Origin of the sequence: Brevundimonas sp. NPDC092305, assembly GCF_044755415.1 — a bacterium.
Classification (GTDB): Bacteria; Pseudomonadota; Alphaproteobacteria; order Caulobacterales; family Caulobacteraceae; genus Brevundimonas.
In genome coordinates this window covers 742,614-766,682 of record NZ_JBIVQY010000001.1, presented here as the reverse complement: position 1 = coordinate 766,682, position 24,069 = coordinate 742,614, and the positions used below count along the sequence as shown (strand labels likewise).

The following is a 24,069-nucleotide window of genomic DNA, read 5'->3' as shown; positions in this document are numbered from 1 at the left end:
TCTCCCGGCTGGCGCCGAAAGAGCCTGATCCAACACCGCTTGGGTTACAACCCCGCGTTCGGTTAAAGGTCGTCGTCTTCCTTGAGAAGCTCTTCCTTGGTGATCTTGGTGTCCTTCACCTCGGCCTTGTCGAAGATCAGGTCGCAGACCTTTTCCTCGTAGATCGGCGCGCGCATCTGGGCGGCGGCGTTCGGGTTCTGGCGGTAGAAGTCCAGCACCTGGCGTTCCTGACCCGGATAATTGCGGGCCTCGTTCATGATCGCCTGGTTCAGTTCCTGATCGTTGACCTGCACGTTGTGGGCGCGGCCGATCTCGGCGAGCACGAGGCCCAGACGCACGCGGCGCTCGGCGATCTTGCGGTACTCGTCCTTCAGCTTCTTGTCGGTCTTCTTGGCGTCTTCTTCCGGCAGGCGGCCGGCGGCCTTGTCGGCCTCGACCTGTTGCCAGATGCCGTCGAACTCGGCTTCCACCATCTTCGGCGGCAGCGGGAAATCGTGGGCCTTGTCCAGCTCGTCCAGCAGCGCGCGCTTCAGCTTGAAGCGGGCAGCGCCCGAGTACTGCTGGTTCAGGTTCGAGCGCAGCAGCTCCTTGAGCTTGTCGAGCGATTCCAGACCGATGCGGGTGGCGAACTCGTCGTCCACCTTGGTCTCGGCTTCGGCCTTGATGGCCTTGACGGTGACGTCGAAAGTCGCGGCCTTACCGGCCAGATTGGCGGCCTGATAATCTTCGGGGAAGGTGACGTTGATCGTCTTCTCTTCGCCGACCTTGGCGCCCTTCAACTGCTCTTCGAAGCCCGGGATGAAGCGGTTCGAGCCGATGACCAGATCGGCGTCGGTGGCCGAGCCGCCCTCGAACACTTCGCCGTCCAGCTTGCCGACGAAGTCGATGGTCAGCTGGTCGCCGTCAGCGGCCTTGACCGTCTTGCCCTTCTTGTCCTCGTACGACTTGGCCTGACCGGCGAGCTCGGTCAGCGCCTCGTCGAGGTCGGCGTCGGAGGCCTCATAGGTCGGGCGCTTCAGCTTCAGCTTGGCGATGTCGACTGGCGTGAAGTCAGGCATGACTTCCAGCGACATTTCATAGGCGAGGTCTTCCTCGCCCTTGATGACCTTGTCCATGTCCGAGGTCAGCTTCATCTCTGCCGGGGCGGCCGGGCGCACCTTGGCGTCGTCCAGGGCCTTCTGGCTGGAAGCGTTCAGCTCGTTGTTGACGATCTCGCCCATCAGGTCGCGGCCGAAGGTCTTCTTGACGTGCGCGGCCGGGACCTTGCCGGGACGGAAGCCCTTGAGCTTCATCTGCGGCGCCACTTCCTTCAGACGGGCGTCCAGCTTCTGGTTCAGCTCGGCTGCGGGAATGGTGACCGCGATCACGCGGCTGAGGCCTTCGGAGGACTTTTCGACGACTTGCATGGTCGGATTCTGACGCTCTGGGGCGGCGTCCTTGAGGCGGACGCGCGCGAAGATGGAAAAAGCAGAAGGGCCGCCCTTTGACAGGGCGGCGCCTCGAAGCCCGCCCTTATGTCGATGACCGCCCGAAAGGTCAACGCGCGACGGTTCCTGTGCAGGCCGGGGCTCGCTATCTAGGGGATATGAGCACCTCTCCGATCGGCGTCGCCGTCTTCCCCGTCACCCCGCTGCAGCAGAACTGCACCCTCGTCTGGTGCCGCAGGACGATGAAGGCGGCCATCATCGACCCGGGCGCCTCAGTTGACGACCTGCTGGCGGCTGTGACCCGCCAGGGCCTGACGCTGGACGCGATCTGGATTACCCATGGCCACCTCGATCACGCCGGCGGGGCGGCGGAGATGCAGGAAAAGACGGGTCTGGACATCATCGGTCCGCACGAGGCCGACCAGTTCTGGATCGACCGCATTCCAATGCAGGGTCAGCTCTACGGCATGCCGGACGTGCGCAGCTTCACGCCGACGCGCTGGTTGTCAGACGGCGACACGGTGTCGCTCGGGGATACGACTTGGGAGGTCTACCATTGCCCGGGCCACACCCCCGGCCACGTCATCTTTTTCAACCGTGAAGCCCGCTTCGCCCAGGTTGGCGACGTCCTGTTCCAGGGCTCGGTCGGACGTACCGATTTTCCACAGAGCGACCATCAGGCTCTGCTCGACTCCGTCGTTACAAAGCTTTGGCCGCTTGGCGACGACGTGACCTTTGTGCCCGGGCATGGCCCCCACTCGACCTTCGGAGTCGAGCGGCGGACCAATCCCTTCGTTTCGGACGTGGCCCTGAAGGGAGCGCCCCGGATGCGAGAGCCTACAGGGCCGTCCTAGCGGCTGATCAGCATCCCGATCACGACGCCCAGACCGAGAGCGTACAGGGAGGCGCGAACGGGTTCGGCCTCAACGGCGCCACGCAGTCGGGCTCCGCGCTCACGTCCCCATTTACGGACGTCTGCGGCATCCTCGCGCACAGCGCGGCGCAGCGGGCGCCCTTCAAACGTGCGACCCTCATCGAGGATGGCGTCAGCCTGACGGTCCAGCCGCCCGGACGGCGTGTCGAACGCGTCATCGATGTCGTCAGCGGTGCGATCGGCGGAATAGGGGTCGGTCATGGCGGAGGTCCTGAAGAGGATGTCGGGGATAGAGCCTGCTCAATCCGCGCCGCATGCCGGGGTTCCCGTGACATCCCCATGTCGTCGCGATCGTGATTGAACGGCCGTGCCGCCAGACGCGTTCGAGTCCCACAAGGAGTCTGACGCATGACCTATATCGAACCCGACAGCCCCGGCGGCGAGCCCGAGATCATGCCCCCGGAGACCCCCGGTCCAGACATCGATCCCGGCGACCAGCCCTCGGAAAGTCCCGGCGGCAGTCCGACCGAAATTCCCCAGCAAGACCCAGGCGGCGGCGGGCCCGGCGATTCCCGGCCGTACGGCTGAGAAGACCATGCTTCGCTCCAACCCCTGTGATTCGTTCGCATTTGTGAGGAGCAGCCCCGGAACCGGACCGGACCCGGAGGGTTCATTCCGCAACCGCCACCGTCGCCACGAAAGGATCACCAGATGGCTCAAAGTCAGCCCACGAGAGCGTCCGGCGTCTCCAAGCGGGGCTTCGCCTCGATGGACCCGGAACGCCAGCGCGAGATCGCCCGAAAGGGCGGCGCCAGCGTACCCAGTGAGAAACGAAGCTTCTCGCAAGACCGCAGTCTGGCGGCGCAGGCGGGTCGCAAGGGCGGAGAAGCCTCGCACGGTTCCCGCACTCGCGAGACGCCGGTAGTTCCCGAGTAAGAACGAACAGTCAGCGTAAAAAGGGCGGCGTCGGTGACGCCGCCCTTTTTCGTGTCAGGACGACAGCAGCGCCAGCGCCACAGAGGGTTCCGGGCCCGCCTGGAACGCTTCCACCGTCCAGCCCGCAGCCTCAACCATCTGGCGCAATGACGCCTCGGTGAACTTCCGGGAGTTTTCGGTGTGCACCGTCTCGCCGGCAATGAACCCGATCCGCTCGGCGCCGATCGCCACGGTCATGTCGCGCCGGGCTTCAAGATGCATTTCCATACGCGAACGCTCTGCATTCCATACGGCGCGATGAGTGAAGGCGTGCAGGTCGAAGTCGGCGCCGAGTTCACGGTTGGCCCTTACGAGCAGATTGCGGTTGAACGCCGCAGTCACCCCTTGGACATCGTCATAGGCTGCAACCAGAATGTCGGGCTCCTTGACCAGGTCCACGCCGAGGACGAACAGCGCGCCCTCACCCAACAGGCCGCGCGCGGCCTGCAGGAAGGCGACGGCTTCTGTCGGCTCGAGATTGCCGATGGTCGAGCCGGGGAAGAAGCCCACCTTGCGGCCCTGCCCGATCCCCGCCGGCAGAGCACCGAGATGCAAAAAATCTCCGACCAGCGGGCGGACCGCCAGCCTGGGATAGGCCTCGGCGACCCGATGTGACGCCGCGTCGAGGGCGTCGGCGCTGATGTCGATCGGCACATAGGCGGCGAGATCGGACGCGGCGTCCAGCACGATCCGGGTCTTCTCGCTTGCGCCTGAGCCGAATTCGACCAGCACCGCATCAGTCCCGAAGCGGCTCGCCCACTCCGGCGCGATCCGGCGTAGCAGGGCGGCCTCCTGACGGGTCGGATAGTACTCCGGCAGACGGGTGATCTCCTCGAACAGACGGGAGCCCTCGGCGTCGTAAAACCACTTGGGCGACGCGACCTTCGGCGATTTTTTCAGGCCGTCGATCAGGTCCCGCCTGAACCGCGCGGTCTCGGCGTCGTCGCTGACCTTCGTCGTCGAAGGCGCATCGGCGGCCAGTCGCAGCCCGATGAAAGCCCAGCGCTGATGCGGATAGAAGAAGTTGCGATAGGTCGCCCGCGCATGCCCCTCGGGCGTACCGAAGCTGGACCCACGCAGGACCATCTGATTGGCCATGAACTTGCCGTTGTACTCCGACGCCGTGCCTTCCGTCGGGGCGAAGCCGGGATAGGGCGCGTAGGGACTGGCGGTCCATTGCCAGACCTCGCCGAAGGCGTTGGAAAAGGCGTCCGGCCGACTGCGCACCGCATGTTCCCACTCACTCTCGGTCGGCAGGCGCTTGCCAGTCCATCGGGCGTAGGCGTCGGCTTCATAAAAGCTGATGTGCCGGACAGGTTCGGTGAGGTCCACCGGCCGGCGACCGGTCAGCGTCATCACGCTCCAGCCGCCGTTTTCCTCACGCCAGTAGAGCGGCGCGTTCCAGCCCTCCGCTTTCACTGTAGCCCAGCCGTCAGACAGCCACAGTTCGGGACGGGCGTAGCCAGAGTCATCAATGAAGGCGATCCAGTCGCCATTCGTCACCAGGTCGGCGGACAAGGTATAGGGCTCCAGCCACTGCCGATGCCGCGGCCCTTCGTTGTCGAAGCCAAAGCCCGCGCCGTCATGGCCGACCCAACAGAGCCCGCCCTCGAACCGCGTCTCGCCGCCCCTCCCCGTCTCTACCGGGCGCGACCGGGGCTCCGCGTCGTAAGCAGCAGGATCCAATGGCGATCGCGACATCAGGTTGAGCAGGTCCATCAGGAAAAGCTCCTGATGCTGCTGGTCGTGGTTCAGACCGAGGGTGAACAGATACCGTGCACGGGCGTCCGCGCCGCCCGCGTCGATCCACGCCGCCATCCGTCGGTCGATCTCGGTGCGGTAGGCCATCACCTGATCCAGCGACGGCCGCGTCATCAGCCCGCGCTCGGGACGCTCCACCCTTTGGCCAAGCGCCTCGTAATAGCTATTGAAGAGCGTCTGAAACCCGTCGTCGACCGGCGTGTAGCCGGGCTGTTCCGACAGGATCATGGCCTCGAAAAACCAGCTGGTATGAGCCAGATGCCATTTTCCGGGGCTGCAATCCGGCATGGATTGCGCCCCCAGATCCTCTGCGCTCAAACCCTCGGCCAGCATCGGCATGGCCCCGCGCACCATGCGGTACAGCAGAAGGTCGTCCGCCGTTCGGTCGGCGATCCGCGTCGTTGCGCTCATGACTTTCCCCTGCAGCATGGAACATCACCTGCCTGTCGCAGATGGTCTCGTTTTGTTCCAGATAGTCGGCTCATCGCCAGCGTTCAATGAACGACGGCGTCAAAGCGTTGCGATTGCCGCCAAAAGTTCATCGACGGCGTCTTCCTGCGTCGCCCAGGAACAGACGAACCGCACCGAGCCGTCGTCGAAGCGGTAGCAGGCCCAGCCCAGATCGTTCAGGCGCTGATGCGCCTCGGGCGGCATGCGCACGAAGACCGCGTTGGCCTCGACCGGATGAGCGAGCACGAAGGTGGACTTCGCCGCGATGCCGTCCGCCAGCCGTTGCGCCATCAGGTTGGCGTGCGCGGCTCCGGTCTCCCAGGCGTTGGATTCCAGCAATCCGAGGAAGGGCGCAGCGAGGAACCGCCCCTTCGACGCCGTCTGTCCGGCCTGCTTCAGCCGATTGTCGATCCGGCGGGCCAGCTTCCGGTCGAACATCACGATGGCCTCGGTGCAATTCGCGCCGGCCTTGGCCCCGCCGAACACCAGCACGTCGACATCCAGCCGGGCGATCTGACCAAGGTCGAATCCGGCTGCCGCGGCGTTGGCCAGCCGCGCGCCGTCCATGTGCACGCCCAGCCCTCGCGCCTTCGCCGGCTCGATCAGATGACGAAGCTCTTCCTCGGTGTAGACCGAGCCGTACTCCGTCGATTGGGTCAGGCTGAGCGCGGCCGGCGGCTGCCGATGACCGACCTCCGGCTCGTCCAGCGCCAGTTTCAGGGCGGCTGGATCGATCTTGCCCGAGAACCCCGGCAGGCCGATCAGCCCCAATCCGTGCCCGAACAGTCCGGGCGCGCCCGTTTCGTCCGTACAGATATGAGCGGCATGGTGGGCCAGCACCGCCTCGTGCGGCCAGGCCAGCATGGAAAGGGCGATGGCGTTCGCGGCCGTGCCGCTGAAGACAAACCGGATCTCGGCATCAGCATCCAGTCGCGCGCGGATAAGGTCAGCGGCGCGGGCCGTGACGTCGTCCGTCCCATAGGACCGTGCATAGCCGGTGTTCGCCGCGACCAGCGCATCCAGCGCAGCGGGCGCCATGCCGGCGGTATTGTCCGAGCCGAAATCGTAACGCACGCGGCTAGCCCTCTTCACTCGGGTCAGGATGGCTGTCGGCCGGCGAGACCGCGCCCGGCGCCGGCTTCGGGGCGCGCTTGCGGACTGGCGGCGCTTCCTCCGGTTCCTCGCCGTCCCAGGGCACGGCGACCTGATGCGGGAACGGGATTTCGATACCGGCGGCGTCCAGCGCCTCCTTGCCGGCCTGGAACAGATCGGCCTGGGTCTGGAAATGGTCCTCGGACTTGACCCAGGCGTGCAGCGACACCTCGACAGAGCTGTCCAGCAACGCCGTAACGCCGGCCCACGGCTCGGGATCGCCCAGCACCTTCTCGTGCGCCAGCGCGGCAGACTCCAGCACCTTGCGGGCGTCGTTCAGATTGTCGCCGTAGCCGACGCCGAACTTGATCTCGATTCGACGCGTCTTCTGGCCGGACAGGTTCAGAATGACGTCGCTCAAGACCTTGGAATTGGGCACCACGATCTTGACGTTGTTCCCGTTCGACAGCTGGGTCGTGAAGAGGTCAAGCCGCTGCACCGACCCGATGTTGCCGCCCAGATCGACGATGTCGCCGACGCGATAGGGTCGAAGCACAAGCAGCATGACGCCCGCAGCCACGTTGGAGAGCGTACCCTGCAGGGCCAGACCGACCGCCAGAGATGCGGCGCCCAAAACCGCGATGATCGAGGTCGTCTGCACGCCCAGCCGCTGCAACACGGCGATCAGGCCGATGATCAGAACGACCACCCGCACAATCTGCACGGCGAAGCTGAGGACCGTGGGATCGTGACGGAACCCGCGCACCCGCGACAGCGCCCGTCGCGCGGCGCCCGACGCCCACTTCGACGCGAACAGCGTCACGATGAAGATGATCAGGGCGACCGACAGGTTGATCGCGAAATCGCCCGCCACATCCGTGATCTTGGCGAGCATGGCGGCGTCAATGGCGGTGGCCCGGCGGCCCGCCTCGACGGCCTCGTTCAGGGGAGTTCCGAGGATCGACATGAGCCGGGTCTAACGCCTTGAGGCCGGATTGGAAGCCCGACGGCGGCGATAATTCATCGACTTTGCTCCTGCAGGGCGTAACGATCCACGCCGGAGTGGCGATGAACAAATCTGCGTTGAAAGTCGGAGTCGACGTCCCCTGGGTGACCAGTTGGACCGAGGAAACTGTCCTCGGCGTGCGGCCCTGCGCCACCGTTGGAGGACGCGCCGCGCTCGTGCAGACCGGCGCGGCCGGCTTCGGCAAGCCTCTCTATTCCCAGAACCACCTTGTCCGACAGCGCCAGACCGTTCTGGGGATGCTCTGCCCCATGTGCGGAGAGCCGACGTCGTCGGACGACCGGTGGACGCAGGTCGCGCAACAGACTTCGGCCGGAAGATTGCGGCGGGAGGGCAAGGCGATGAACCTTGACCGCGCTCTTGAAGACCGCCGGGTCGTGATCGACGCCGGGTCGATCGCGCCGCTTCACAGGCGCTGTGTCGACCGGTCCCTGAGGTACTGCCCGCACCTGAAGGCCGACCCGAACGTCAACGTGATGCCCTTCCCGGCGAAGTGGACCGTTTTGCCCCTCATGATCGAGGCGACAGCGCCGATGGAAGCGGGCGTCGCGGTCGCGGCCATCGCGGTCATCACCTTCCTGCAGCTGATCGGGGTGACGGACCGCGTCGACCGCAACTGGCGGTTCAGGAAGCCTGTCAGACGGACTCACCGGAGCGGCTGAGCCACCCGCCCTCCACCACTTTCGATGGCATCCAGCAGGTCCATCACGTCGTCGATGGTGTTGGCCTCGCGCGCCGGCTTGTCCCAGCGGATCCGGCTGACACGGGGAAAGCGCATCGCCACCCCCGACTTGTGCCGCGTCGATCGCTGCAGACCTTCAAAGGCGATCTCCAGCACCAGACCGAAGTCGCGCGTGGCCTTGACCGACCGCACCGGACCGAACCGGTCGATGGTGTGGTCGCGCACGAACTTGTCCAGCTGCTTCAACTCCTCGTCGGTGAAGCCGAAATAGGCCTTGCCCACCGGTGTCAGCACACCCTCGTCCGTCCAGACGCCGAAGGTATAGTCGGAATAGAAGCTCGACCGCTTTCCGTGCCCGCGCTGCGCGTACATCAACACCGCGTCGATGACGTGCGGATCGCGCTTCCACTTGAACCACGGCCCCTTCGGCCGACCGGCCACATAAGGACTGTCCCAACGCTTCAGCATCAGCCCCTCGGCCGCCGCGCCGACCGGCGGATCGGCGCGGAGCACGCCCAGACCTTCCCAGCTGTCGAACGTCACCACCGGCGACAGGTAGAGGCGCTCGCCCTCATGGGTCCGGACCACCGCCTCGAGTCGACCCCGACGATCCCTTAACGGCAAGCCCCGCAGGTCTTCCCCGCCCTCGGCCAGCAGGTCATAGGCGTAGAGGGCCGCCGGATAAGCCGTCATCAACTTCGCATCCACAGCCTTGCGATTCAGCCGCTGCTGCAGGTCACCAAACGACGCCACCTGCCCGTCTCGAAAGACCAGCAGCTCTCCGTCGATCGCCCCCTCGAACGTCAACCCCTGCATCAGGTCCGGGAAGGCGCTGGTGATCTCGTCTCCATGACGGGAGTACAGCCGCGCCACGCCATTCTCGCGCACCGCCTGTACGCGGATGCCGTCCCACTTCCACTCGGCGGCGTAGTCTGCCGGGTTCAGCTTGGCGAAATCCACGGCCTCATCGATCGCCACCGCCAGCATCACCTGACGGAACCGGCCCGCCGCCTCGGTGTCAGGGCGGTCAGCCCTGCCCTCGACCCAGGCGAACAGCTCGGCGTAGGGAGCCTCGACCGCATGCCACACCTCGACGATGTCCGCGGCGGTCAGGGGCTCCAGCGCGACGGTCGCCTCGCCGCCGTCCGGCTCCGGCGGTTCACTGACGGCGTCGGGCCGCATCATCGCCACCGCCATCCGGGCCAGTTGCGCGGACAGGCCCACCCGCATCGCTCCGGTCACCAGTTTCAGCAGCGCCCATCGTCCCTTTGGGGCCAGCGCATCGAGCCAGCCCTCGATGAGACCCTGCACTTCCCCGCGTTTTGCCTGTGTCAGGGCGTCGACGACCTCGCCCAGTTCCGGTTCGCGGTTTGGCCGGTGATCCGGATTTTCCGGCCAGATCAGGGCAACGGTCTCGGCGAGATCGCCGACGTAGTCGTAGGACCAGCCGAACAAGGTTGCGTCCACCCTGCCCTCGACCGCCCTGCGTATCATCGCCGGCTTGGCCGCCGCGAAGCTGAGCTCTCCGGTCAGCGCCGCCAAAGCCCACCCCCGGTCAGGATCCGGCGTCGCGCGCAGATAGTCCCTCAGCAGAACCAGCTTCGCATTGCGCGAAGCCGTGAGGGACAAACGATCAAGAAGTTCGGCGAAGGCGCGCATTCAGGGCATCAAACGCGAAAACGCCCCGGAGGTCTCCCTCCGGGGCGTCACGTCGAACTTCAGGGCCGTATTAGTTGAACAGGCCCGCGATGACGGCGGTGATCAGGCCGGTCGCGACCGCGGCCAGAACCACGTCATTCCCGCTGCGGACGTACTGGTAGCCCTGGGGCGGCTGACGCAGGCCGTAGCGATTGTAGTCCCGGACCACATAGGCGTTGCTGCGGTAGTAGGACGGCATCCGCTGGCCATAGGCCCACTGGCGGGTCTGGTAGCCGCGCGGCGGGGCATAACGCCCTGCGTTGTAGCGGCGCTCTGCCTGCTGCCAGCGCGCATAGCTGCGTTGGTCCTGACGGAACTCACGACGATCGTCGCGGCTGTCCTGACGATACTCGCGACGGTCGTTCCGGTCGTCACGACGATCGTCGCGGCGGTCCTGACGTTGCTCTTGGCGGTCGCGCGATTGGGCTTCGGCGGCCGAGGCCACGCCCAGCGAGCCCATGGTCAGGGTCGCGGCGATGGCGGCGGTGAGGATCTTCTTCATAAGATGTCTCCAGTTGCGGCCGAAGGATTTCGACTTGCCCGCACTCTGGTCCCCGGCGGTTGAGCCGGGTCTGAACACCCCTGATCACCTGCCATTCACACGGCGACCTCTTTTCGAACGCGAGGATTGCCTGCCGGTCAGGCCGCGACGGCCGCCGCCTCGGTGCTGTCGGACAGCGCCCGGACCGCAGCCCGCCCGCCCGCGACCCGGTTCATGACCTGTGCGAGGGCGTTGAAGTCGATCGGCTTGTTCAGATAGGCGTCCGCGCCGGCGTCCAGACCCGCCTCGTGATCCTCGGTCCTCGCCGAGGCCGACAGGACGACGATCGGCGTTTCGCGGTTCAGGCCCGAACCCGCGCGGATCGCCCGCGTGGCCGTCAGGCCGTCCATCACCGGCATGTTTACGTCCATGACGATCAGGTCGAACTTCCGTTCCGCCGACATGTCGACGGCGATCTGTCCGTTCTCCGCACTGGTCGAGGCGTGACCGGCCGAGGCCATCCACGCATCAAGGATCATACGGTTGACCGGGTGATCCTCGACCACCAGCACGTTCAGCGAGTGGCCGCCGTCGACGTCCGCGGCGATCGGCGCTGCCGCTTCCGGGGCGCTCCATTCGATCACCTTGGCGTCACAGGTGAAGGTGAAGGTCGAACCCTCTCCCACCACCGACTGCACCGTAATGTCGCCGCCCATGATGTTGGCCATGCGCTGGGCGATAGTCAGGCCGAGACCCGTGCCGCCGAACCGACGGGTCGAGGAAGCGTCTACCTGCGTGAACGGCTGGAACAGGCGCGCCAGATCCTCCGGCGAGATGCCCGTGCCCGAATCCCGCACCGAGAAGGCGAAGCGGACGTGTTCCTCGTCCAGACGGTCGGCCCGGACCCGGTAAGCGATCTCGCCCGCGTCGGTGAACTTCACGGCATTGGACAGCAGGTTGTGGATGACCTGACACACACGCAGCGGATCGCCCCGAACCACCGCAGGGATCTCGCCCTCGAAGGTCGTCACGAAGGTCAGGCCCTTGGCCTCGGCCTGCGCCTCGAACGGTCCGGTGACGCGCTTGTGCAGATCCGGGACCGAGACGTCGACCGTATCGAACGTCATCTTGCCGGCCTCGATCTTGGTCATGTCCAGGATGTCGTTCAGCAGGCTGAGCAGATTGTCGCCCGAGTTGCGGATGATCGACAGATACTCGCGTTGCGACGGCTCCAGACGGGTCGCGCCCAGCAACTGGGCGGCGCCAAGGACGCCATTCATCGGCGTGCGTAGCTCATGCGAAATGACGCCGAGGAAGCTGGATTTCGCATCGGAGGCCGCGTTCGCCTTGTCGCGGGCGGCTTCGAGCTCCTCGATCAAGTGGGCCTGATGCTCCTGGAATGCGCGAATTCGCTCCTCGCGCAGCATCGACATCAGCACTAGTACGAAAAGGCCGGCCGCCGTGAACGGCACCACGGCCATGAACGGCCAGAACAGCTTCGTGCCCCACAGCGAACCGGCGATGATCGCGGCGGACACGCCGTAGGGAGACGAGATCATCACCGCCTGACGGGGCGAGGTTCTCAGTTGTGAGAACACCAGCACATAGCCGCAGATCAGGAACGCCAGCGCCAGCGGGTGGCCGAAGGGGTGGCCCGAGAACCAGGCCAGATTGGGCGCGATCGCCCAGATCGCGGTCGTTCCGGTGGCCACCAGCGGGAAGATCAGGCCCCAGCCCGTGCCGACGCGGTTGCTCAGGCGATGCTCGACCGCGCCCCGCAGCGCGCCCGCGCCGATCGTTCCGACAAACCAGGCCAGGGCGACCAGCAGCCCGACGACGGGCACCAGCCCCAGCGCCCAGGTGGCGATGATCATGTACCGCAGGTACTGAGTCTGAAGGATCGCGCGCAGGGCCTGCGCCGCTTCCCCGCCCCCCGGTTCACTAGCCGTAGGCTTACCGACGCCGTCGGATTCAACCATTCCCAGCCCCATCCCCTGCAATCGGCGCGGAACGTAGGTTGAAACCTTCTAAGACGAGGTGAACGCTGACAGTTTTACGACGAACGTCAGTCTCGCCGTCAAATTTCGTCGGGAGAGAGGGCCTTGATGGACAGGGCGTGCACGGGCCCGGCCAGTTCGTCGCGCAACAAGGCATTGACCATCCGTTGCCTGGCCAGCCTGCCCTGCCCTTCGAAGGCCGTCGAAACCACCGTCAGGTTGAAATGCGACTCCCCGCCCGGCTTCGCATCCATCCCGCCTTCGTGATGGTGACCGGCGTGCCGCCAGCTGTCGTCCTCGATATCGAGACGGGCCGGAGCCAGCGCCGCGGTCAGTTTCTCGCGGATAATCGTCGCGATCGGGCCCTCTGGCATCGTCAAGTCCTTGTTGCGGTCTAATTCGGCCCTACACTTCGGGCGATGTCATCCGCCTTTCAATACACGCCGCGCTTCAAGGACATGCGCATCAAGCCGCCGAAGCCCGAGGAAGAGGCTGCGGAGGCCGATGTCCTGCATCTCAAGCCCGGCGAGAAGCCTTGTCAGTGGCCCGACTGCCGCATGCCCGCGACGGCGCGGGCGCCCAAGTCGCGCGAGCGGCTGAATGACTTCTATGACTTCTGCCAACGCCACGCGGGCGAGTACAACAAGGGCTGGAACTTCTACGCCGGCATGAGCGAGGGCGAGGTTCGCGCCGCCCAGGAAAACGAGGCCATGACCGGCGGTCGCCCGACGTGGGAGATGAAGGCTGGCGCCGGCAGCCGCGAGGCCGCCGCCTTCGCCGCCAAGATGGGCACCGCCAACAAGACCGGCGCCGGTTCATGGCGCGACAGCTTCGGCCTGTTCGGTCGCCGTACGAAGGAACAGGCGGGGCCGGAGGGTCAGGACGACCTGCGCCTCGGCAAGCTGGAACGCGCCGCGCTCGCGGACCTTGATCTGGACGTCCGCACCGACAAGAAGGCGGTCAAGGCGCGCTATCACGAGCTGCTCAAACGCTTCCACCCGGACCTGAACCAGGGCGACCGCGGCGCGGAGGCCAAGCTCCAACGCGTGATCAAGGCCTACAAGACTCTGAAGAAGGCGGGGCTGGCGGCCTAGCTTCGCCGCGCCGAACGCCTAGGTATGGGGCTCCAACCGAAGGAGCGCCCTATGGAAGTCCTGTACAAAGCCCACGCAACGGCCAGCGGCGGCGGTCGCGAAGACGGCCGCTCGACCACCGACGATGGCAAGATCGATGTGAAGCTGTCCACCCCGACCGAAATGGGCGGCAAGGGCGGCGACGGCACCAATCCGGAGCAGTTGTTCGCGACGGGTTACGCCGCCTGCTACCTCGGCGCCCTGCGTCTGGTCAGCGGCAAGGCCGGCACGCCGGTGGGTCCGGACACGAAGATCCACTCCACCGTCGGCTTCGGCAAGAATACGCGCGGCGAAGGCTTCAATCTCGACATCGCGCTGAAGGTCACCGACCACGGACTGGAGCAGTCCGTCATCGACGACCTGATCCAGAAGGCCCATCAGGTCTGCCCCTATTCCAACGCCACCCGCGGCAACGTCGACGTCGCCCTCAGCGCGGAATAGGCTCGCGGCCATGAACGCCGCGCCGCAGGTTCTGATCGTCGGCGCCGGTCCCACGGGACTGGCGGCGGCGCTGTTTCTGACCCGGCGCGGCGTTCCCGTGCGCGTCATCGACGCCGGCGCCGAGCCGACCCGGACCTCCAAGGCATTGGGCGTCAATCCGCGCACGTTGAATCTGCTTGAAGACACCGGCGTCACGGCCGCCATCGAGGCCGAGGCGCAGGCGATGCGGGCGCTGCGTCTTCACCGGCGCGGCAAGCCGCTGGCGACCCTGGGCATCGACTGGGCCGCCATGGGCGCCGAGCATCGCATGGTCATCCTGCCTCAGGCCCGGACTGAGGCCCTGCTGACGGTCGCGTTGGCGGCCCTCGGCGTTTCCGTCGAACGCGGCCTTGGGCTGACGGCGCTCAGCCAGACCGCCGACGCCGTCTCCGCAACCCTGTCCGATGGCTCGACCCGGACAGTCCCGGTCCTGTTCGCCGCAGACGGCGCCCATTCCGTCGCTCGTAAGGCGCTCAATCTCGAGTTCCCCGGCGATGGCTGGAATGAGCCTTGGCAACTGCTGGACGTCGACCTGACCGGCCCGGCCGCCGATGAAGGCTGGATCGACCTGCGGCCCGAGGGGCCGTTCGTCTGCCTGCCCTTCTCCGGAAAGACCTTCCGTCTGATCGGCTTTGGCCCGCCGATGCTGGACAGCCTGCCCGCGGGCTGGACCGCCGGGACCGTCCACTGGCGCTCCGACTTCCGCATCTCGCACCGCATGGTCGAGCGGATGAGCGTCGGCCGGGTCTGTCTGGCCGGCGACGCCGCGCACATCCACTCGCCCATCGGCGCCCGGGGCATGAACCTCGGCATCGAGGACGCTTTCGTCTTCGCCGCCTGCGCCACTGACTTCCTGTCAGGCCAGCCCGGCCGTCTCGACGACTACGGCCGACTGCGCCATCCGGTCGACGCCGCCGTCGTGCGCAATGTCCGGGCCCTGACCTCGGCGGTTCGCAACACCTCGCCCGCGGCCGATCTGATGCGCCGTCTGGTCATCCCGGTCGTCGCCCGGACGCCCTTCGTCCTGAACCGCATCCTCAAGGTGGGCATGGGCCTCGACCACCCGGTCACGCTGCGCTAATCGCACCAGCATGGCCTCCCCCCTCGACTCGACGCCCGATCCCCTGCTGACGCTGGAGCCGACCCAGCAGAAGTCTGTCCGCGAGCTGTTCGGTATCGACAGCGACATGACCGTGCCGGTCTTCACCGAGCGCGACGCCCATGTGCCCGAGGTCGATGAGGCCTATCAGTTTGATCCCCAGACGACTCTCAGCATCTGCGCCGGCTTCGCCTTCGACCGTCGCGTGATGGTCCAGGGCTACCACGGCACCGGCAAGTCCACCCACCTTGAGCAGGTCGCCGCCCGGCTGAACTGGCCGATGGTGCGCGTGAACCTCGACGCGCACGTCAGCCGGATCGATCTGATCGGCAAGGACGCCATCGTCCTCAAGGACGGCAAACAGGTCACCGAATTCCGCGAAGGCATGCTGCCCTGGGCGCTGCAGCGCCCGGTCGCCCTTGTGTTCGACGAATACGACGCCGGCCGTCCCGACGTGATGTTCGTCATCCAGCGCGTACTCGAGGCCTCGGGCCGACTGACCCTGCTTGACCAGAACCGCGTCCTGCGCCCGCACAGGTATTTCCGCCTGTTCGCCACCTCGAACACCGTCGGGCTGGGCGACACCACCGGCCTGTATCACGGCGCCCAGCAGATCAATCAGGCCCAATTGGACCGCTGGAACATCGTCTCGACGCTCAACTACCTCGACCACGACGTCGAGGCCGAGATCGTCGCCGCCAAGGTGCCCGAGTGGTCCGACGCCGACGGCCGCCGCCGCATCGCCGCCATGGTCCGCGTCGCCGACATGACCCGCAACGCCTTCATGAACGGCGACATCTCCACCGTCATGAGCCCCCGCACCGTCATCACCTGGGCCCAGAACGCGACCATCTTCGCGGGGGATGTTGGTCTGGCCTTCCGGCTGACCTTCCTCAACAAGTGCGACGAGCTTGAACGCCCGACGATCGCGGAGTTCTATCAGCGGGCGTTCGGGGAGGATCTTCCCGAGGCGGCGACGCGGGTGAAGGTGGGATGACTGGGGAAGCAGACGGTTCGCTTCGCCGTCTGATCGTCGCTCGTCATCTCCTTAGGATGGCCGAAAGCCAAGGCAATTCTGCTTCCGAAAGCGAGATCTTTACTAGCCTCATCCTTCTGCAAGATGCTTGCGAACTATTTCTTGTAGCGGCCTCTGACCACAAGTCACTGCCGCTAAAGCTGAAAGCGTCTTTCGAGGAAACCTTAACGACGGTCGAAAATCACCTTGGCAGCCCTTTAGAGAGGCGAGGCACCGTTCTCAAGTTAAACGCTGCCAGAGTAACCGCTAAACACCACGGAATTTGTCCTGACCCGAAAGAGGTTCAAGGATTTGTAGCAGCGAGCCGTCAGTTCCTTCAGGCCGCCACAACGAAAGTTTTCGGTTGGGATTTCGATACTGTTAGTCGATCAACTGAAATTTCAGCAGCTGATGTTAAAGCTTGGCTTGTTCACGCCGAGGCGTTTTACGAGGCTGGAGATTTCTCTGGTTGTCTCTCCGCGGCGAGGAAGGCGCTTTACCTCACTTTCGAGAAGCCATTCGATATTGCACCGTACCGAGATGGAGGAAATCTCGTCGGACTTCTGGGACCACAATGTGACGCTCCGGCCTTCGCGCGTTCGGCAGAATACATAGGGAAGAGCGTACGCATTCCATTTGATCACATCGTGATTGATCACGGGCTGATGGAAAGCCGACTTCTAGGCTTCGGCATACGTCCAATAACATTCTGGAATGTTCGACGTATAACTCCACGCGTCTATCTTTCGACGGAAGGCATTTGGCTTACTGAGAATGCATTGGACATATTGCGGGGAGACCACATCCAAGAGAGTGCAAGGTACGCACTTTCCAACATCACTGAAATGATTGTTCAAAAACAACAGCATGAGGCGGATCAGAAGTACATTGGCATCAAATCGAACTGGGTTCTTCGGCTGAAGTCCGAAGGAGCAAAGCTCTTTGAAAAGGCCGACGTCACCGCCAATTTTACATACACTCCTCCGGGACTGCTTACCTTCTCCACGACAGGATCAACGCCAGATTTGAAAGGGGAGAATGAGTTTTGGAACGTTTGGGCCGCATTGCCGGGCGACATGATCTACGGGTACATTCTCGAAGATCAGTTTGACCATAGCTGGAAGCCAGATCCGGTGGCCGTTTCACAGGGGTAAGCGGACTCCATTTCGCCAAGCCCCCTCCGCCATCTCCTTTACCACCTCCCTCACCCCATCCGGCCACCCTTCCACCGCCGCGTCGAACGCCGTCCAGTCGCCGGCGAACAGCACGCGTGTCGCCTCCTCGTAGCCCGGCCGGTCTCCCGCCAGCGTGGTCATGACGCGATACGTCGCCTCCTTGGCCCGGCGGGCGCGGTCGGGGCCCTCAGCGTCCTTGAGGGCGGTTTCGACGAGTTTTCGCAGGGCGACCGAGGCGCCGCCGGGCTGGCTGGCTAGCCAGTCCCAGTGGCGGGGCAGCAGGGTCACCTCGCGGGCGGTGACGCCCAGCTTCGGCCGGCCCGGACCGCGCTTTTCGGCTTCGGGCGCCGGTTTCAGACGCGCCAGAACGTCAGCTGTATCGCCGCGCAGGTCGAAATCAATGACCCGGCCGTCGGCGGCGTCGAAGGCCAGCACCGCCTCCCCCGCATCGGTCGCGGCCTTGATGGCCGAGAGGGCCTCGGCGGCCGGGCCACGCGCGATCAGGCGATCTCCGGAGAAGGCGAAAACGGGATGGTCGGCGGGGATGGTCATGGTCGGCTCCGGTGATGTCGGCAGGGATTTACCCGGGCTAAATACCGCCGTCAATATCATCCGGGTAAATATCCTCGCGCCAGCAACGACCGGCCGCCCCGCGCATTCCACTGCCGGACTTCGGAGGAGACGCGGCATGGATCGGTTCACCGGCGGCTGCCTGTGCGGCGACCTGCGGATCGAGGCGACGGGTCGGCCGTATCGCAGCGGCGTGTGCCACTGTTTCGACTGCCGCAAGCACCACGGCGCCCTGTTTCAGGCCTATGCCGTGTTCCCGGAGGCTGCGGTGGCCATCACGGGCGAGACCCGGAACTATGGCGACCGGCACTTCTGCCCGCGGTGCGGTTCGCCTGTCTTCTCGCGATCCGACGACGAGATCGAGGTCCGCCTTGGCGCACTCGACGCCATCGATCAGCTGACCCCGACCTATGAGCTCTGGACCGTCCGCCGCGAGGGCTGGCTGCCGCCGTTTCAGCACATGAGGCGCTACGACCGTGACCGCGAGACCACGGGTCGCTCGGACGACTGACAGGTCAGCGCGGCATTCCGCGCGCGAACGGAACCGGCGTGACGCTGCCGCGCTATCCCGGCAAGCCTCCCCGGCCCCCTCATTCCCGACCTGCCAGACAAGGACTTCCACCCATGACCGACCAACGCACCGAAGGCGCCGCCGACCAACTGACCGGCAAGGTCCAGAACGGCATTGGCGACCTCACCGGCGACAGCAAGCTGCAGCTCGACGGCAAGTTTAACGAGATCAAGGGCAAGGCGAAGGACGCCTACGGCAAGGTGATCGACAGCATCGACCAGAATGTTGATCGCGTACCGGTCCAGTATCGCGACCAAGCCCGCAAGGGCGTCCAGTTCGCGCGCGACAAGCCGCTGCTCACTACCGGCATCGTCGCCGGCGCGGCCATCCTGCTGGCCAACCTGCTCGGCGGCCGTCGCCGCTAGGGCGCGATCTGAATATCAACCGTTGTCGGCCGCCTGTGCGAACGGGCGGCCGATTTCGTTTGCCAGCGCACCGGCCGTCTCACCGCTGTGCCCACAGATGATACATCCCGGCGAATAGCGTGGGGTGGTTCTGTTCCAGCCTGTCCCAAAGGGCGAGATCCAACCTGTCCGCCCCGGCTCCAAAGGCCTCGACAAAGCGCGTCCGGGCCTCGCGCGTCGCCTCGAAGCCGACCAGCCGCAGCCCTGCGCCGGCCAGCAGTTCCCCCAATTGCAGCGGCTTGTAGCGGTGCTCCCGCGCATGAAACAGCAGGTCGCGGCAGCCGCTGACGCTGTAGAAGTCATCGCTCTCGCGCAGCGCCGCCAGCGGCGCGTCGGCCGGCAGGGCCAGCACGTGGTTGCGGAAGGTCCGGATGTCGTCCGGCGACGGCGTCAGGCCGCGCGCCGCGATCTCCTGATGCGCCAGCTTCACCAGCGCCCGCCCCCGCTCGCTGTAGAGGGCCAGCCGCATCACCCCGCCCGGGGCGAGCACGCGCACCAATGCGGCCAGTCCCGCCTCCGGCCGTTCCAGATGATGCAGCACACCGGTGCTGGTGATGACGTCGAAGGTCCGGTTCAGCGTGCCGACGTTCAACAGGTCGCCCTGCATGAAGGTGACGCCCTCGACCTGCAGCTCCGACGCCTTCGCCTCCGCATAACTGATGCTGGCCCGGCTCAGGTCCATCGCGGTGATCGTCAGCGTCGGGTCCATCCGGGCCAGTTCGATGGGCTCGAAGCCCGTGCCGCAGCCCGCGACCAGTACGCTCAGCGGCGGCGCTGACAACAGCCCGGCGCCCACGCCCGGCAGCGCCTCTATCACCGACCGCAACGCCCTCGGCTGCGGCGCCGGCGGGGCGGACCAGCGGGGATAGGGGTTCTCCTCATAGTGCTGCCGGACCACATCGGACCCCGCGTCGGCGACGGGTGGCCCGGTCTCCGGTTCGTACATGGCCCGCAGGACAGCGGCGTCGTCACCCAATGCATCAAGCGCCTGCCGCTCCGCGTCGTTGACCGGCCAGAGGTATTCGCCTGACGCCGCCTGCTGTCCCAGAGCCTCGGCGAGCCCGGTTCCCTGCCCTCGCGCCAGCACCGCACGCCTCAGCGTCGTCAGCCGCGCCTCCATCGCCGCATCGACATTGATGCAGCGGGTGAGGAAGGCCAGCCACAGGGGATCATCATCGGGGACCTTCCCTTCCGGCGTCTTCAGCAGCAGCAGTCGCGCGGCCGCCTTGGCCAGCGTCTGCGGATCGACCGCCGGGCTGGTCAGGCAGGCCGTCAGATCGTGGTCCAGCTGCCGATGCCACGTCGTCGGCGCCAGACCAGCCAGCAGACCGGCCAGCGGCGGTGCGATCAGTTTCGCGCCTTCCCCGTCGGTCGCCGCAAGGCCCCGGCTCAGCACCTGCGTCGCCTGTCCGAAGTCGCCCCGTTCGATCAGAATCCGCGCCGCGCCGACATAGCCCCGCGCCAGCTCCGGCGCGGCCCGCACGCTGTCGCGATAGGCGGCGAAGGCCTCTTCCAGCCGTCCCTCGACCGCATGTCGGTCGCCCGTCGCCGCCAGATGGCGGGCCGCATTCACGTCTGACATCGCCCGGCTCATGCCCCGGTATAGCGCCCCTTCGCCCACGAAAAAGGCCCGGGCGTTTCCACCCGGGCCTCTTCCCGCCACGACTGACGATCGTCAGTCGGCGGCTTCCTCTTCCTCGACCTTGGCCGGCGCGCCCTTCTGGGGCGTGATGTCGAAGTCGATCTTGCCGTCCTTCAGCGCGACCTTCACATGGCCGCCGCGCGTCAGGCGACCGAACAGGATGTCGTCGGCCAGCGGCTTCTTGATGTGCTCCTGGATCGTCCGGGCCAGAGGCCGGGCGCCGTAAAGCTCGTCGAAGCCGTTCTTGGCCAGCCAGTCGGCGGCCTCGTCAGTCAGCTCGATGGTGATGTTGCGGTCCGCCAGCTGGGCCTCCAGCTGCATGACGAACTTGGACACCACCGACTTGATCGTGTCGGAGTCCAGCGCCTTGAACGCGACGATGGCGTCCAGACGGTTGCGGAACTCCGGCGCGAACAGACGTTGGATGGCCTTGTCGTCCTCGCCTTCCACCTTGCCCCGGCCGAAGCCGATGGCGGCGCGGGCGTTGTCCGCGGCGCCGGCGTTGGTGGTCATGATCAGGATGACATTCCTGAAATCGACCTTCTTGCCGACGGCGTCGGTCAACTGGCCGTTGTCCATCACCTGCAGCAGGATGTTGTAGACGTCCGGGTGAGCCTTCTCGATCTCGTCCAGCAGGACCACGGCATGCGGATGCTGGTCGACGGCGTCGGTCAGCAGGCCGCCCTGATCATGGCCGACATAGCCCGGAGGCGCGCCGATCAACCGCGAGACGGTGTGACGCTCCATGTATTCCGACATGTCGAAACGCAGCATCTCAATGCCCAGGGTCGACGCCAGTTGCTTGGCGACCTCCGTCTTGCCGACGCCCGTGGGGCCGGAGAACAGGAAGGCGCCGATCGGCTTCTGGGGATCGCGTAGACCGGCGCGCGCCAGCTTCATCGCCGCCGAGACCTGCTCGATGGCGCCGTCCTGACCGAAGACGACCCGGTTCAGGTCGGCTTCAAGTTCACGCAGCGACTCGGTGTCGGACTTGGACACCGACTTCGGCGGAATGCGGGCCATCTTGGCGATGACGGCCTCGACCTCCTTCTGGCCGATGACCTTCTTGCGCTTCGATTCCGGCAGCAGCATCTGCGACGCCCCCGCCTCGTCGATCACATCGATCGCCTTATCCGGCAGTTTGCGGTCGGTCATGTAGCGGGCCGACAGCTCCACCGCCGTACGGATGGCGGCGTCGGTGTAGCGCAGCTTGTGATGGCCTTCGTACGAGGTCTTCAGCCCCTTCAGGATCTTGATCGTGTCATCGACCGTGGGCTCGTTGACGTCGATCTTCTGGAACCGGCGCACAAGCGCGCGATCCTTCTCGAAGTGCTGGCGATACTCCTTGTAGGTCGTCGACCCCATGCAGCGCAGGGTGCCGGAGGCCAGTGCGGGCTTCAGCAGGTTCGACGCATCCATCGCACCGCCGCTGGTCGCGCCGGCGCCGATAACCGTGTGAATCTCATCGATGAACAGAACCGCGTTGTCGTGGTTTTCCAGTTCCTTCACGACCTGCTTCAGTCGTTCCTCGAAGTCGCCACGGTAGCGGGTGCCGGCCAGCAGCGCGCCCATGTCGAGGCTGTAGATGGTCGCGCCTTCCAGCACGTCCGGCACCTCGTGATTGACGATCTTGCGCGCCAGACCTTCCGCAATCGCGGTCTTGCCGACGCCCGGCTCGCCCACCAGCAGCGGATTGTTCTTCGTCCGGCGGCAAAGGATCTGGATCGAGCGCTCGACCTCGGCATGACGGCCGATCAGCGGATCGATCTTGCCGTTGCGGGCCTTCTCATTCAGGTCGACGCAATAGGCCTCCAGCGCCTCGCCGCCGGTCTTGGCGGCGGCCGCATCCTCGGCGTCCTCGGGACTGCCGCCAGCCTTGGCCGGACGGGTCTCGCCGGCGCCGGGCTTCTTGGCGATGCCGTGGGCGATGAAGTTGACCGCGTCGTAACGCGTCATGTCCTGCTCCTGCAGGAAGTAGGCGGCGTGGCTCTCGCGCTCGCTGAAGATGGCGACCAGCACATTGGCGCCGGTCACTTCCTCGCGGCCCGAGGACTGGACGTGGATCACCGCGCGCTGGATCACGCGCTGGAAGCCGGCGGTCGGCTTGGCGTCCTCGCCGTCCGACGTCGCCAGCGCGGCGAGATCGGTGTCGACGTATGAGGTCAGCGCCGTCCTGAGCGCGGTCAGGTCGACGTTGCAGGCCGCCATGACGGTCGACGCGTCCTGGTCATCGAGCAGGGCGAGCAACAGGTGCTCGAGCGTCGCATACTCATGCCGACGCTCGTTGGCGTAGTGCACCGCGCGGTGCAGGGTTTCTTCCAGGGGACGGGAAAACGAGGGCATGCGTCCACTCAGTCCTTTTCCATCGTGCATTGCAGGGGGTGCTGGTGACGCCTTGCGGTCTCGATCACCTGGGCGACCTTGGTTTCGGCCACCTCGTAGGTGAAGACGCCGCACACTCCCACGCCATGCTGGTGCACATGCAGCATGATGCGAGTCGCGTCCTCGCGGCTCTTCTGAAAGAACCGCTCCAGCACATAGATGACGAATTCCATCGGGGTGTAGTCGTCGTTCAGGATCAGCACTCGATACAGCGAGGGCTTCTGAAGCTTCGGTCTTATTTCGGTGACGGTGGCGGCGCCGAGGCCTCCATCCTGATCACCGACCTTACGTGACGGCGGCATTCGTTGTCCGGTTTTGGGGAGTCGGATGGACAGATAGGAACTGTCGGGCGGTTTTGTAGATGCGGCAAGTCACCATCTCTTGTTAGCCGCGCTCGTCGGCCCTGCGGGACCTCCCGACCCGACGCGACCTGTGACGCATAGCGAACCGCCCTCAAGCAGGCAGGCGCCGCGCGACGACCGATAGGGCAAACAAAAAGCCCCGGCGTGACCGCCGGGGCTCTGGGTACTCTACGCTACGCTTACTGGAAGCGGTGGTCGCCTTAGCGGGCGGCCTGCAGCTTTTCGACCGAGGCGGTGACGCGCTCGTTGATCGGCTGGAAGCTGTCCTTCACCGAAGCGGTGAAGACTTCAGTCATGCGGGTGACTTCAGCCAGATAGGTTTCGGCGGCCGACTTGGCCCACGACGTTTGCAGCTCGACCAGTTCCTGCACCGAGCGCGCGGCGGTCAGCGACTGGGCGGCGGCGACGCTGTCTTCCCAGCTCTTCTTGCTGAAGGCCAGCGAAGCGGCCGACAGGGTCTCCGCGCCCTTCTGGGCGGCCGAGGCCGATGCGACGAGCGCTTCGATGTTCTTTTTGCCTTCGACGTTCAGCTCGGCGAAGCCGGCGACCGACTTGTCGATGCCTTCGCGGAACGCCTTGGCGCCGGCGGCTTGCACCGTTTCAGCCTGGGCCTGGAACTTGTTGGCCGACGCCTGAGCGGTGGCCGCGGCGGTTTCGACGGTCTTCTTGATGGTCTCGGCGTTGTCAGCCATGGAACTCTCTCCTGAACCAGTCGCGGCGGTCGCCGCTTGAATTGTTCTGCGCGACCGGGGCCGCGCGACGACGGCTATATGGT

General features: G+C 65.6%; 25 protein-coding genes. 11 read left to right on the top strand and 14 right to left on the bottom strand.

Translation table 11 applies throughout. The features are described 5' to 3' along the window. Positions 1-62: 62 nt before the first annotated feature. Positions 63-1,406 carry a trigger factor gene (gene tig / locus ACIQC9_RS03800; RefSeq protein ID WP_400612563.1) on the bottom strand — a complete coding sequence of 448 codons (1,344 nt, stop codon included), beginning with the start codon at positions 1,404-1,406 and terminating at the stop codon, positions 63-65. A gap of 179 nt (positions 1,407-1,585) precedes the next feature. Here tig and ACIQC9_RS03795 point away from each other — a divergent pair, with 179 nt between their 5' ends. After that, a complete protein-coding gene (locus ACIQC9_RS03795) occupies positions 1,586-2,281 on the top strand; it encodes an MBL fold metallo-hydrolase (RefSeq protein WP_400612561.1) in 696 nt (231 codons plus the stop codon). Here the strand turns inward: ACIQC9_RS03795 and ACIQC9_RS03790 are convergent. After that, a complete protein-coding gene (locus tag ACIQC9_RS03790; protein ID WP_400612558.1) occupies positions 2,278-2,562 on the bottom strand; it encodes a hypothetical protein in 285 nt (94 codons plus the stop codon). The two genes, ACIQC9_RS03795 and ACIQC9_RS03790, sit on opposite strands and share 4 nt — an antisense overlap. 147 nt (positions 2,563-2,709) lie before the next feature. Here ACIQC9_RS03790 and ACIQC9_RS03785 point away from each other — a divergent pair, with 147 nt between their 5' ends. Together ACIQC9_RS03785 and ACIQC9_RS03780 are read left to right on the top strand one after the other, a co-directional pair. Further along, entirely contained in the window at positions 2,710-2,889 is a 180-nt protein-coding gene (locus tag ACIQC9_RS03785; protein WP_400612556.1) for a hypothetical protein, read from the top strand. A 123-nt stretch (positions 2,890-3,012) separates the two neighbouring features. Further along, a complete protein-coding gene (locus ACIQC9_RS03780; RefSeq protein WP_400612554.1) occupies positions 3,013-3,237 on the top strand; it encodes a general stress protein in 225 nt (74 codons plus the stop codon). A 54-nt stretch (positions 3,238-3,291) separates the two neighbouring features. Here ACIQC9_RS03780 and egtB read toward each other — a convergent pair whose 3' ends face one another. The 3 genes from egtB to ACIQC9_RS03765 form a co-directional block, all read right to left on the bottom strand. After that, positions 3,292-5,448 carry an ergothioneine biosynthesis protein EgtB gene (gene egtB / locus ACIQC9_RS03775; RefSeq protein WP_400612552.1) on the bottom strand — a complete coding sequence of 719 codons (2,157 nt, stop codon included), beginning with the start codon at positions 5,446-5,448 and terminating at the stop codon, positions 3,292-3,294. 99 nt (positions 5,449-5,547) lie between these two features. After that, positions 5,548-6,561 (bottom strand): threonine aldolase family protein, encoded by a 1,014-nt coding sequence (locus tag ACIQC9_RS03770; protein WP_400612549.1) that lies wholly within the window; start codon positions 6,559-6,561, stop codon positions 5,548-5,550. Positions 6,562-6,565: 4 nt separating this feature from the next. Beyond that, positions 6,566-7,546, bottom strand: a complete 981-nt coding sequence (locus ACIQC9_RS03765) for a mechanosensitive ion channel family protein (RefSeq protein ID WP_400612547.1) — start codon at positions 7,544-7,546, stop codon at positions 6,566-6,568. Between the two features lie 101 nt (positions 7,547-7,647). Here ACIQC9_RS03765 and ACIQC9_RS03760 point away from each other — a divergent pair, with 101 nt between their 5' ends. Next, entirely contained in the window at positions 7,648-8,265 is a 618-nt protein-coding gene (locus ACIQC9_RS03760) for a hypothetical protein (RefSeq protein ID WP_400612545.1), read from the top strand. Here the strand turns inward: ACIQC9_RS03760 and ACIQC9_RS03755 are convergent. The 4 genes from ACIQC9_RS03755 to ACIQC9_RS03740 form a co-directional block, all read right to left on the bottom strand. Continuing rightward, positions 8,250-9,944, bottom strand: coding sequence for a cisplatin damage response ATP-dependent DNA ligase (locus ACIQC9_RS03755; RefSeq protein ID WP_400612542.1), 1,695 nt, complete (start codon positions 9,942-9,944; stop codon positions 8,250-8,252). The genes ACIQC9_RS03760 and ACIQC9_RS03755 overlap by 16 nt on opposite strands. A 70-nt stretch (positions 9,945-10,014) precedes the next feature. Next, entirely contained in the window at positions 10,015-10,485 is a 471-nt protein-coding gene (locus ACIQC9_RS03750) for an RcnB family protein (protein WP_400612540.1), read from the bottom strand. Positions 10,486-10,622: 137 nt separating this feature from the next. After that, positions 10,623-12,338, bottom strand: coding sequence for an ATP-binding protein (locus tag ACIQC9_RS03745; protein WP_400612538.1), 1,716 nt, complete (start codon positions 12,336-12,338; stop codon positions 10,623-10,625). A gap of 203 nt (positions 12,339-12,541) precedes the next feature. Continuing rightward, positions 12,542-12,835: a BolA family protein gene (locus ACIQC9_RS03740; protein ID WP_400612536.1), complete on the bottom strand. Its 294-nt coding sequence runs from the start codon at positions 12,833-12,835 to the stop codon at positions 12,542-12,544. A gap of 45 nt (positions 12,836-12,880) precedes the next feature. Between ACIQC9_RS03740 and ACIQC9_RS03735 the strand changes: the two genes are divergently transcribed. From ACIQC9_RS03735 to ACIQC9_RS03715, 5 genes are read left to right on the top strand one after another with little or no spacing between them, the layout of a single operon-like run. Beyond that, the gene (locus ACIQC9_RS03735) at positions 12,881-13,555 is read left to right on the top strand and encodes a J domain-containing protein (RefSeq protein ID WP_400612534.1); all 675 of its coding nucleotides are present in this window, start codon (positions 12,881-12,883) and stop codon (positions 13,553-13,555) included. Between the two features lie 51 nt (positions 13,556-13,606). After that, the gene (locus ACIQC9_RS03730) at positions 13,607-14,035 is read left to right on the top strand and encodes an organic hydroperoxide resistance protein (protein WP_400612531.1); all 429 of its coding nucleotides are present in this window, start codon (positions 13,607-13,609) and stop codon (positions 14,033-14,035) included. Between the two features lie 10 nt (positions 14,036-14,045). After that, positions 14,046-15,155 carry an FAD-dependent oxidoreductase gene (locus ACIQC9_RS03725; RefSeq protein WP_400612529.1) on the top strand — a complete coding sequence of 370 codons (1,110 nt, stop codon included), beginning with the start codon at positions 14,046-14,048 and terminating at the stop codon, positions 15,153-15,155. A gap of 10 nt (positions 15,156-15,165) precedes the next feature. Continuing rightward, entirely contained in the window at positions 15,166-16,170 is a 1,005-nt protein-coding gene (gene cobS / locus ACIQC9_RS03720; RefSeq protein ID WP_400612526.1) for a cobaltochelatase subunit CobS, read from the top strand. Next, positions 16,167-17,342, top strand: coding sequence for a hypothetical protein (locus ACIQC9_RS03715; protein ID WP_400612524.1), 1,176 nt, complete (start codon positions 16,167-16,169; stop codon positions 17,340-17,342). The genes cobS and ACIQC9_RS03715 overlap by 4 nt, the downstream gene beginning before the upstream one ends. Here ACIQC9_RS03715 and ACIQC9_RS03710 read toward each other — a convergent pair. Beyond that, positions 17,331-17,915 (bottom strand): DUF2239 family protein, encoded by a 585-nt coding sequence (locus ACIQC9_RS03710; RefSeq protein WP_400612522.1) that lies wholly within the window; start codon positions 17,913-17,915, stop codon positions 17,331-17,333. The genes ACIQC9_RS03715 and ACIQC9_RS03710 overlap by 12 nt on opposite strands. 136 nt (positions 17,916-18,051) lie before the next feature. Between ACIQC9_RS03710 and ACIQC9_RS03705 the strand changes: the two genes are divergently transcribed. Both ACIQC9_RS03705 and ACIQC9_RS03700 read left to right on the top strand, forming a co-directional pair. Further along, positions 18,052-18,444 carry a GFA family protein gene (locus ACIQC9_RS03705; RefSeq protein ID WP_400612520.1) on the top strand — a complete coding sequence of 131 codons (393 nt, stop codon included), beginning with the start codon at positions 18,052-18,054 and terminating at the stop codon, positions 18,442-18,444. Positions 18,445-18,557: 113 nt separating this feature from the next. Continuing rightward, a complete protein-coding gene (locus ACIQC9_RS03700; protein WP_400612517.1) occupies positions 18,558-18,869 on the top strand; it encodes a CsbD family protein in 312 nt (103 codons plus the stop codon). A gap of 79 nt (positions 18,870-18,948) precedes the next feature. Here the strand turns inward: ACIQC9_RS03700 and ACIQC9_RS03695 are convergent, their stop codons facing one another. From ACIQC9_RS03695 to ACIQC9_RS03680, 4 genes are all read right to left on the bottom strand, one after another. Further along, the gene (locus ACIQC9_RS03695; RefSeq protein WP_400612515.1) at positions 18,949-20,490 is read right to left on the bottom strand and encodes a methyltransferase domain-containing protein; all 1,542 of its coding nucleotides are present in this window, start codon (positions 20,488-20,490) and stop codon (positions 18,949-18,951) included. A gap of 93 nt (positions 20,491-20,583) precedes the next feature. Further along, the gene (gene clpA / locus ACIQC9_RS03690) at positions 20,584-22,893 is read right to left on the bottom strand and encodes an ATP-dependent Clp protease ATP-binding subunit ClpA (protein ID WP_400612513.1); all 2,310 of its coding nucleotides are present in this window, start codon (positions 22,891-22,893) and stop codon (positions 20,584-20,586) included. An 8-nt stretch (positions 22,894-22,901) separates the two neighbouring features. Further along, on the bottom strand, positions 22,902-23,234 hold the full coding sequence (clpS, locus tag ACIQC9_RS03685; RefSeq protein ID WP_400612511.1) for an ATP-dependent Clp protease adapter ClpS: 333 nt from the start codon (positions 23,232-23,234) through the stop codon (positions 22,902-22,904). A gap of 260 nt (positions 23,235-23,494) precedes the next feature. Then, positions 23,495-23,986 (bottom strand): phasin family protein, encoded by a 492-nt coding sequence (locus ACIQC9_RS03680; RefSeq protein ID WP_400612508.1) that lies wholly within the window; start codon positions 23,984-23,986, stop codon positions 23,495-23,497. Between the last annotated feature and the right edge of the window lie 83 nt (positions 23,987-24,069).

Coding starts and splice junctions, on each gene's coding strand:
- tig (WP_400612563.1), bottom strand. CDS start 1,406: ATGCAAGTCGTCGAAAAGTCCTCCGAAGGCCTCAGCCGCGTGATCGCG.
- ACIQC9_RS03795 (WP_400612561.1), top strand. CDS start 1,586: ATGAGCACCTCTCCGATCGGCGTCGCCGTCTTCCCCGTCACCCCGCTG.
- ACIQC9_RS03790 (WP_400612558.1), bottom strand. CDS start 2,562: ATGACCGACCCCTATTCCGCCGATCGCACCGCTGACGACATCGATGAC.
- ACIQC9_RS03785 (WP_400612556.1), top strand. CDS start 2,710: ATGACCTATATCGAACCCGACAGCCCCGGCGGCGAGCCCGAGATCATG.
- ACIQC9_RS03780 (WP_400612554.1), top strand. CDS start 3,013: ATGGCTCAAAGTCAGCCCACGAGAGCGTCCGGCGTCTCCAAGCGGGGC.
- egtB (WP_400612552.1), bottom strand. CDS start 5,448: ATGAGCGCAACGACGCGGATCGCCGACCGAACGGCGGACGACCTTCTG.
- ACIQC9_RS03765 (WP_400612547.1), bottom strand. CDS start 7,546: ATGTCGATCCTCGGAACTCCCCTGAACGAGGCCGTCGAGGCGGGCCGC.
- ACIQC9_RS03760 (WP_400612545.1), top strand. CDS start 7,648: ATGAACAAATCTGCGTTGAAAGTCGGAGTCGACGTCCCCTGGGTGACC.
- ACIQC9_RS03755 (WP_400612542.1), bottom strand. CDS start 9,944: ATGCGCGCCTTCGCCGAACTTCTTGATCGTTTGTCCCTCACGGCTTCG.
- ACIQC9_RS03750 (WP_400612540.1), bottom strand. CDS start 10,485: ATGAAGAAGATCCTCACCGCCGCCATCGCCGCGACCCTGACCATGGGC.
- ACIQC9_RS03745 (WP_400612538.1), bottom strand. CDS start 12,338: ATGATCATCGCCACCTGGGCGCTGGGGCTGGTGCCCGTCGTCGGGCTG.
- ACIQC9_RS03740 (WP_400612536.1), bottom strand. CDS start 12,835: ATGCCAGAGGGCCCGATCGCGACGATTATCCGCGAGAAACTGACCGCG.
- ACIQC9_RS03735 (WP_400612534.1), top strand. CDS start 12,881: ATGTCATCCGCCTTTCAATACACGCCGCGCTTCAAGGACATGCGCATC.
- ACIQC9_RS03730 (WP_400612531.1), top strand. CDS start 13,607: ATGGAAGTCCTGTACAAAGCCCACGCAACGGCCAGCGGCGGCGGTCGC.
- ACIQC9_RS03725 (WP_400612529.1), top strand. CDS start 14,046: ATGAACGCCGCGCCGCAGGTTCTGATCGTCGGCGCCGGTCCCACGGGA.
- cobS (WP_400612526.1), top strand. CDS start 15,166: ATGGCCTCCCCCCTCGACTCGACGCCCGATCCCCTGCTGACGCTGGAG.
- ACIQC9_RS03715 (WP_400612524.1), top strand. CDS start 16,167: ATGACTGGGGAAGCAGACGGTTCGCTTCGCCGTCTGATCGTCGCTCGT.
- ACIQC9_RS03710 (WP_400612522.1), bottom strand. CDS start 17,915: ATGACCATCCCCGCCGACCATCCCGTTTTCGCCTTCTCCGGAGATCGC.
- ACIQC9_RS03705 (WP_400612520.1), top strand. CDS start 18,052: ATGGATCGGTTCACCGGCGGCTGCCTGTGCGGCGACCTGCGGATCGAG.
- ACIQC9_RS03700 (WP_400612517.1), top strand. CDS start 18,558: ATGACCGACCAACGCACCGAAGGCGCCGCCGACCAACTGACCGGCAAG.
- ACIQC9_RS03695 (WP_400612515.1), bottom strand. CDS start 20,490: ATGTCAGACGTGAATGCGGCCCGCCATCTGGCGGCGACGGGCGACCGA.
- clpA (WP_400612513.1), bottom strand. CDS start 22,893: ATGCCCTCGTTTTCCCGTCCCCTGGAAGAAACCCTGCACCGCGCGGTG.
- clpS (WP_400612511.1), bottom strand. CDS start 23,234: ATGCCGCCGTCACGTAAGGTCGGTGATCAGGATGGAGGCCTCGGCGCC.
- ACIQC9_RS03680 (WP_400612508.1), bottom strand. CDS start 23,986: ATGGCTGACAACGCCGAGACCATCAAGAAGACCGTCGAAACCGCCGCG.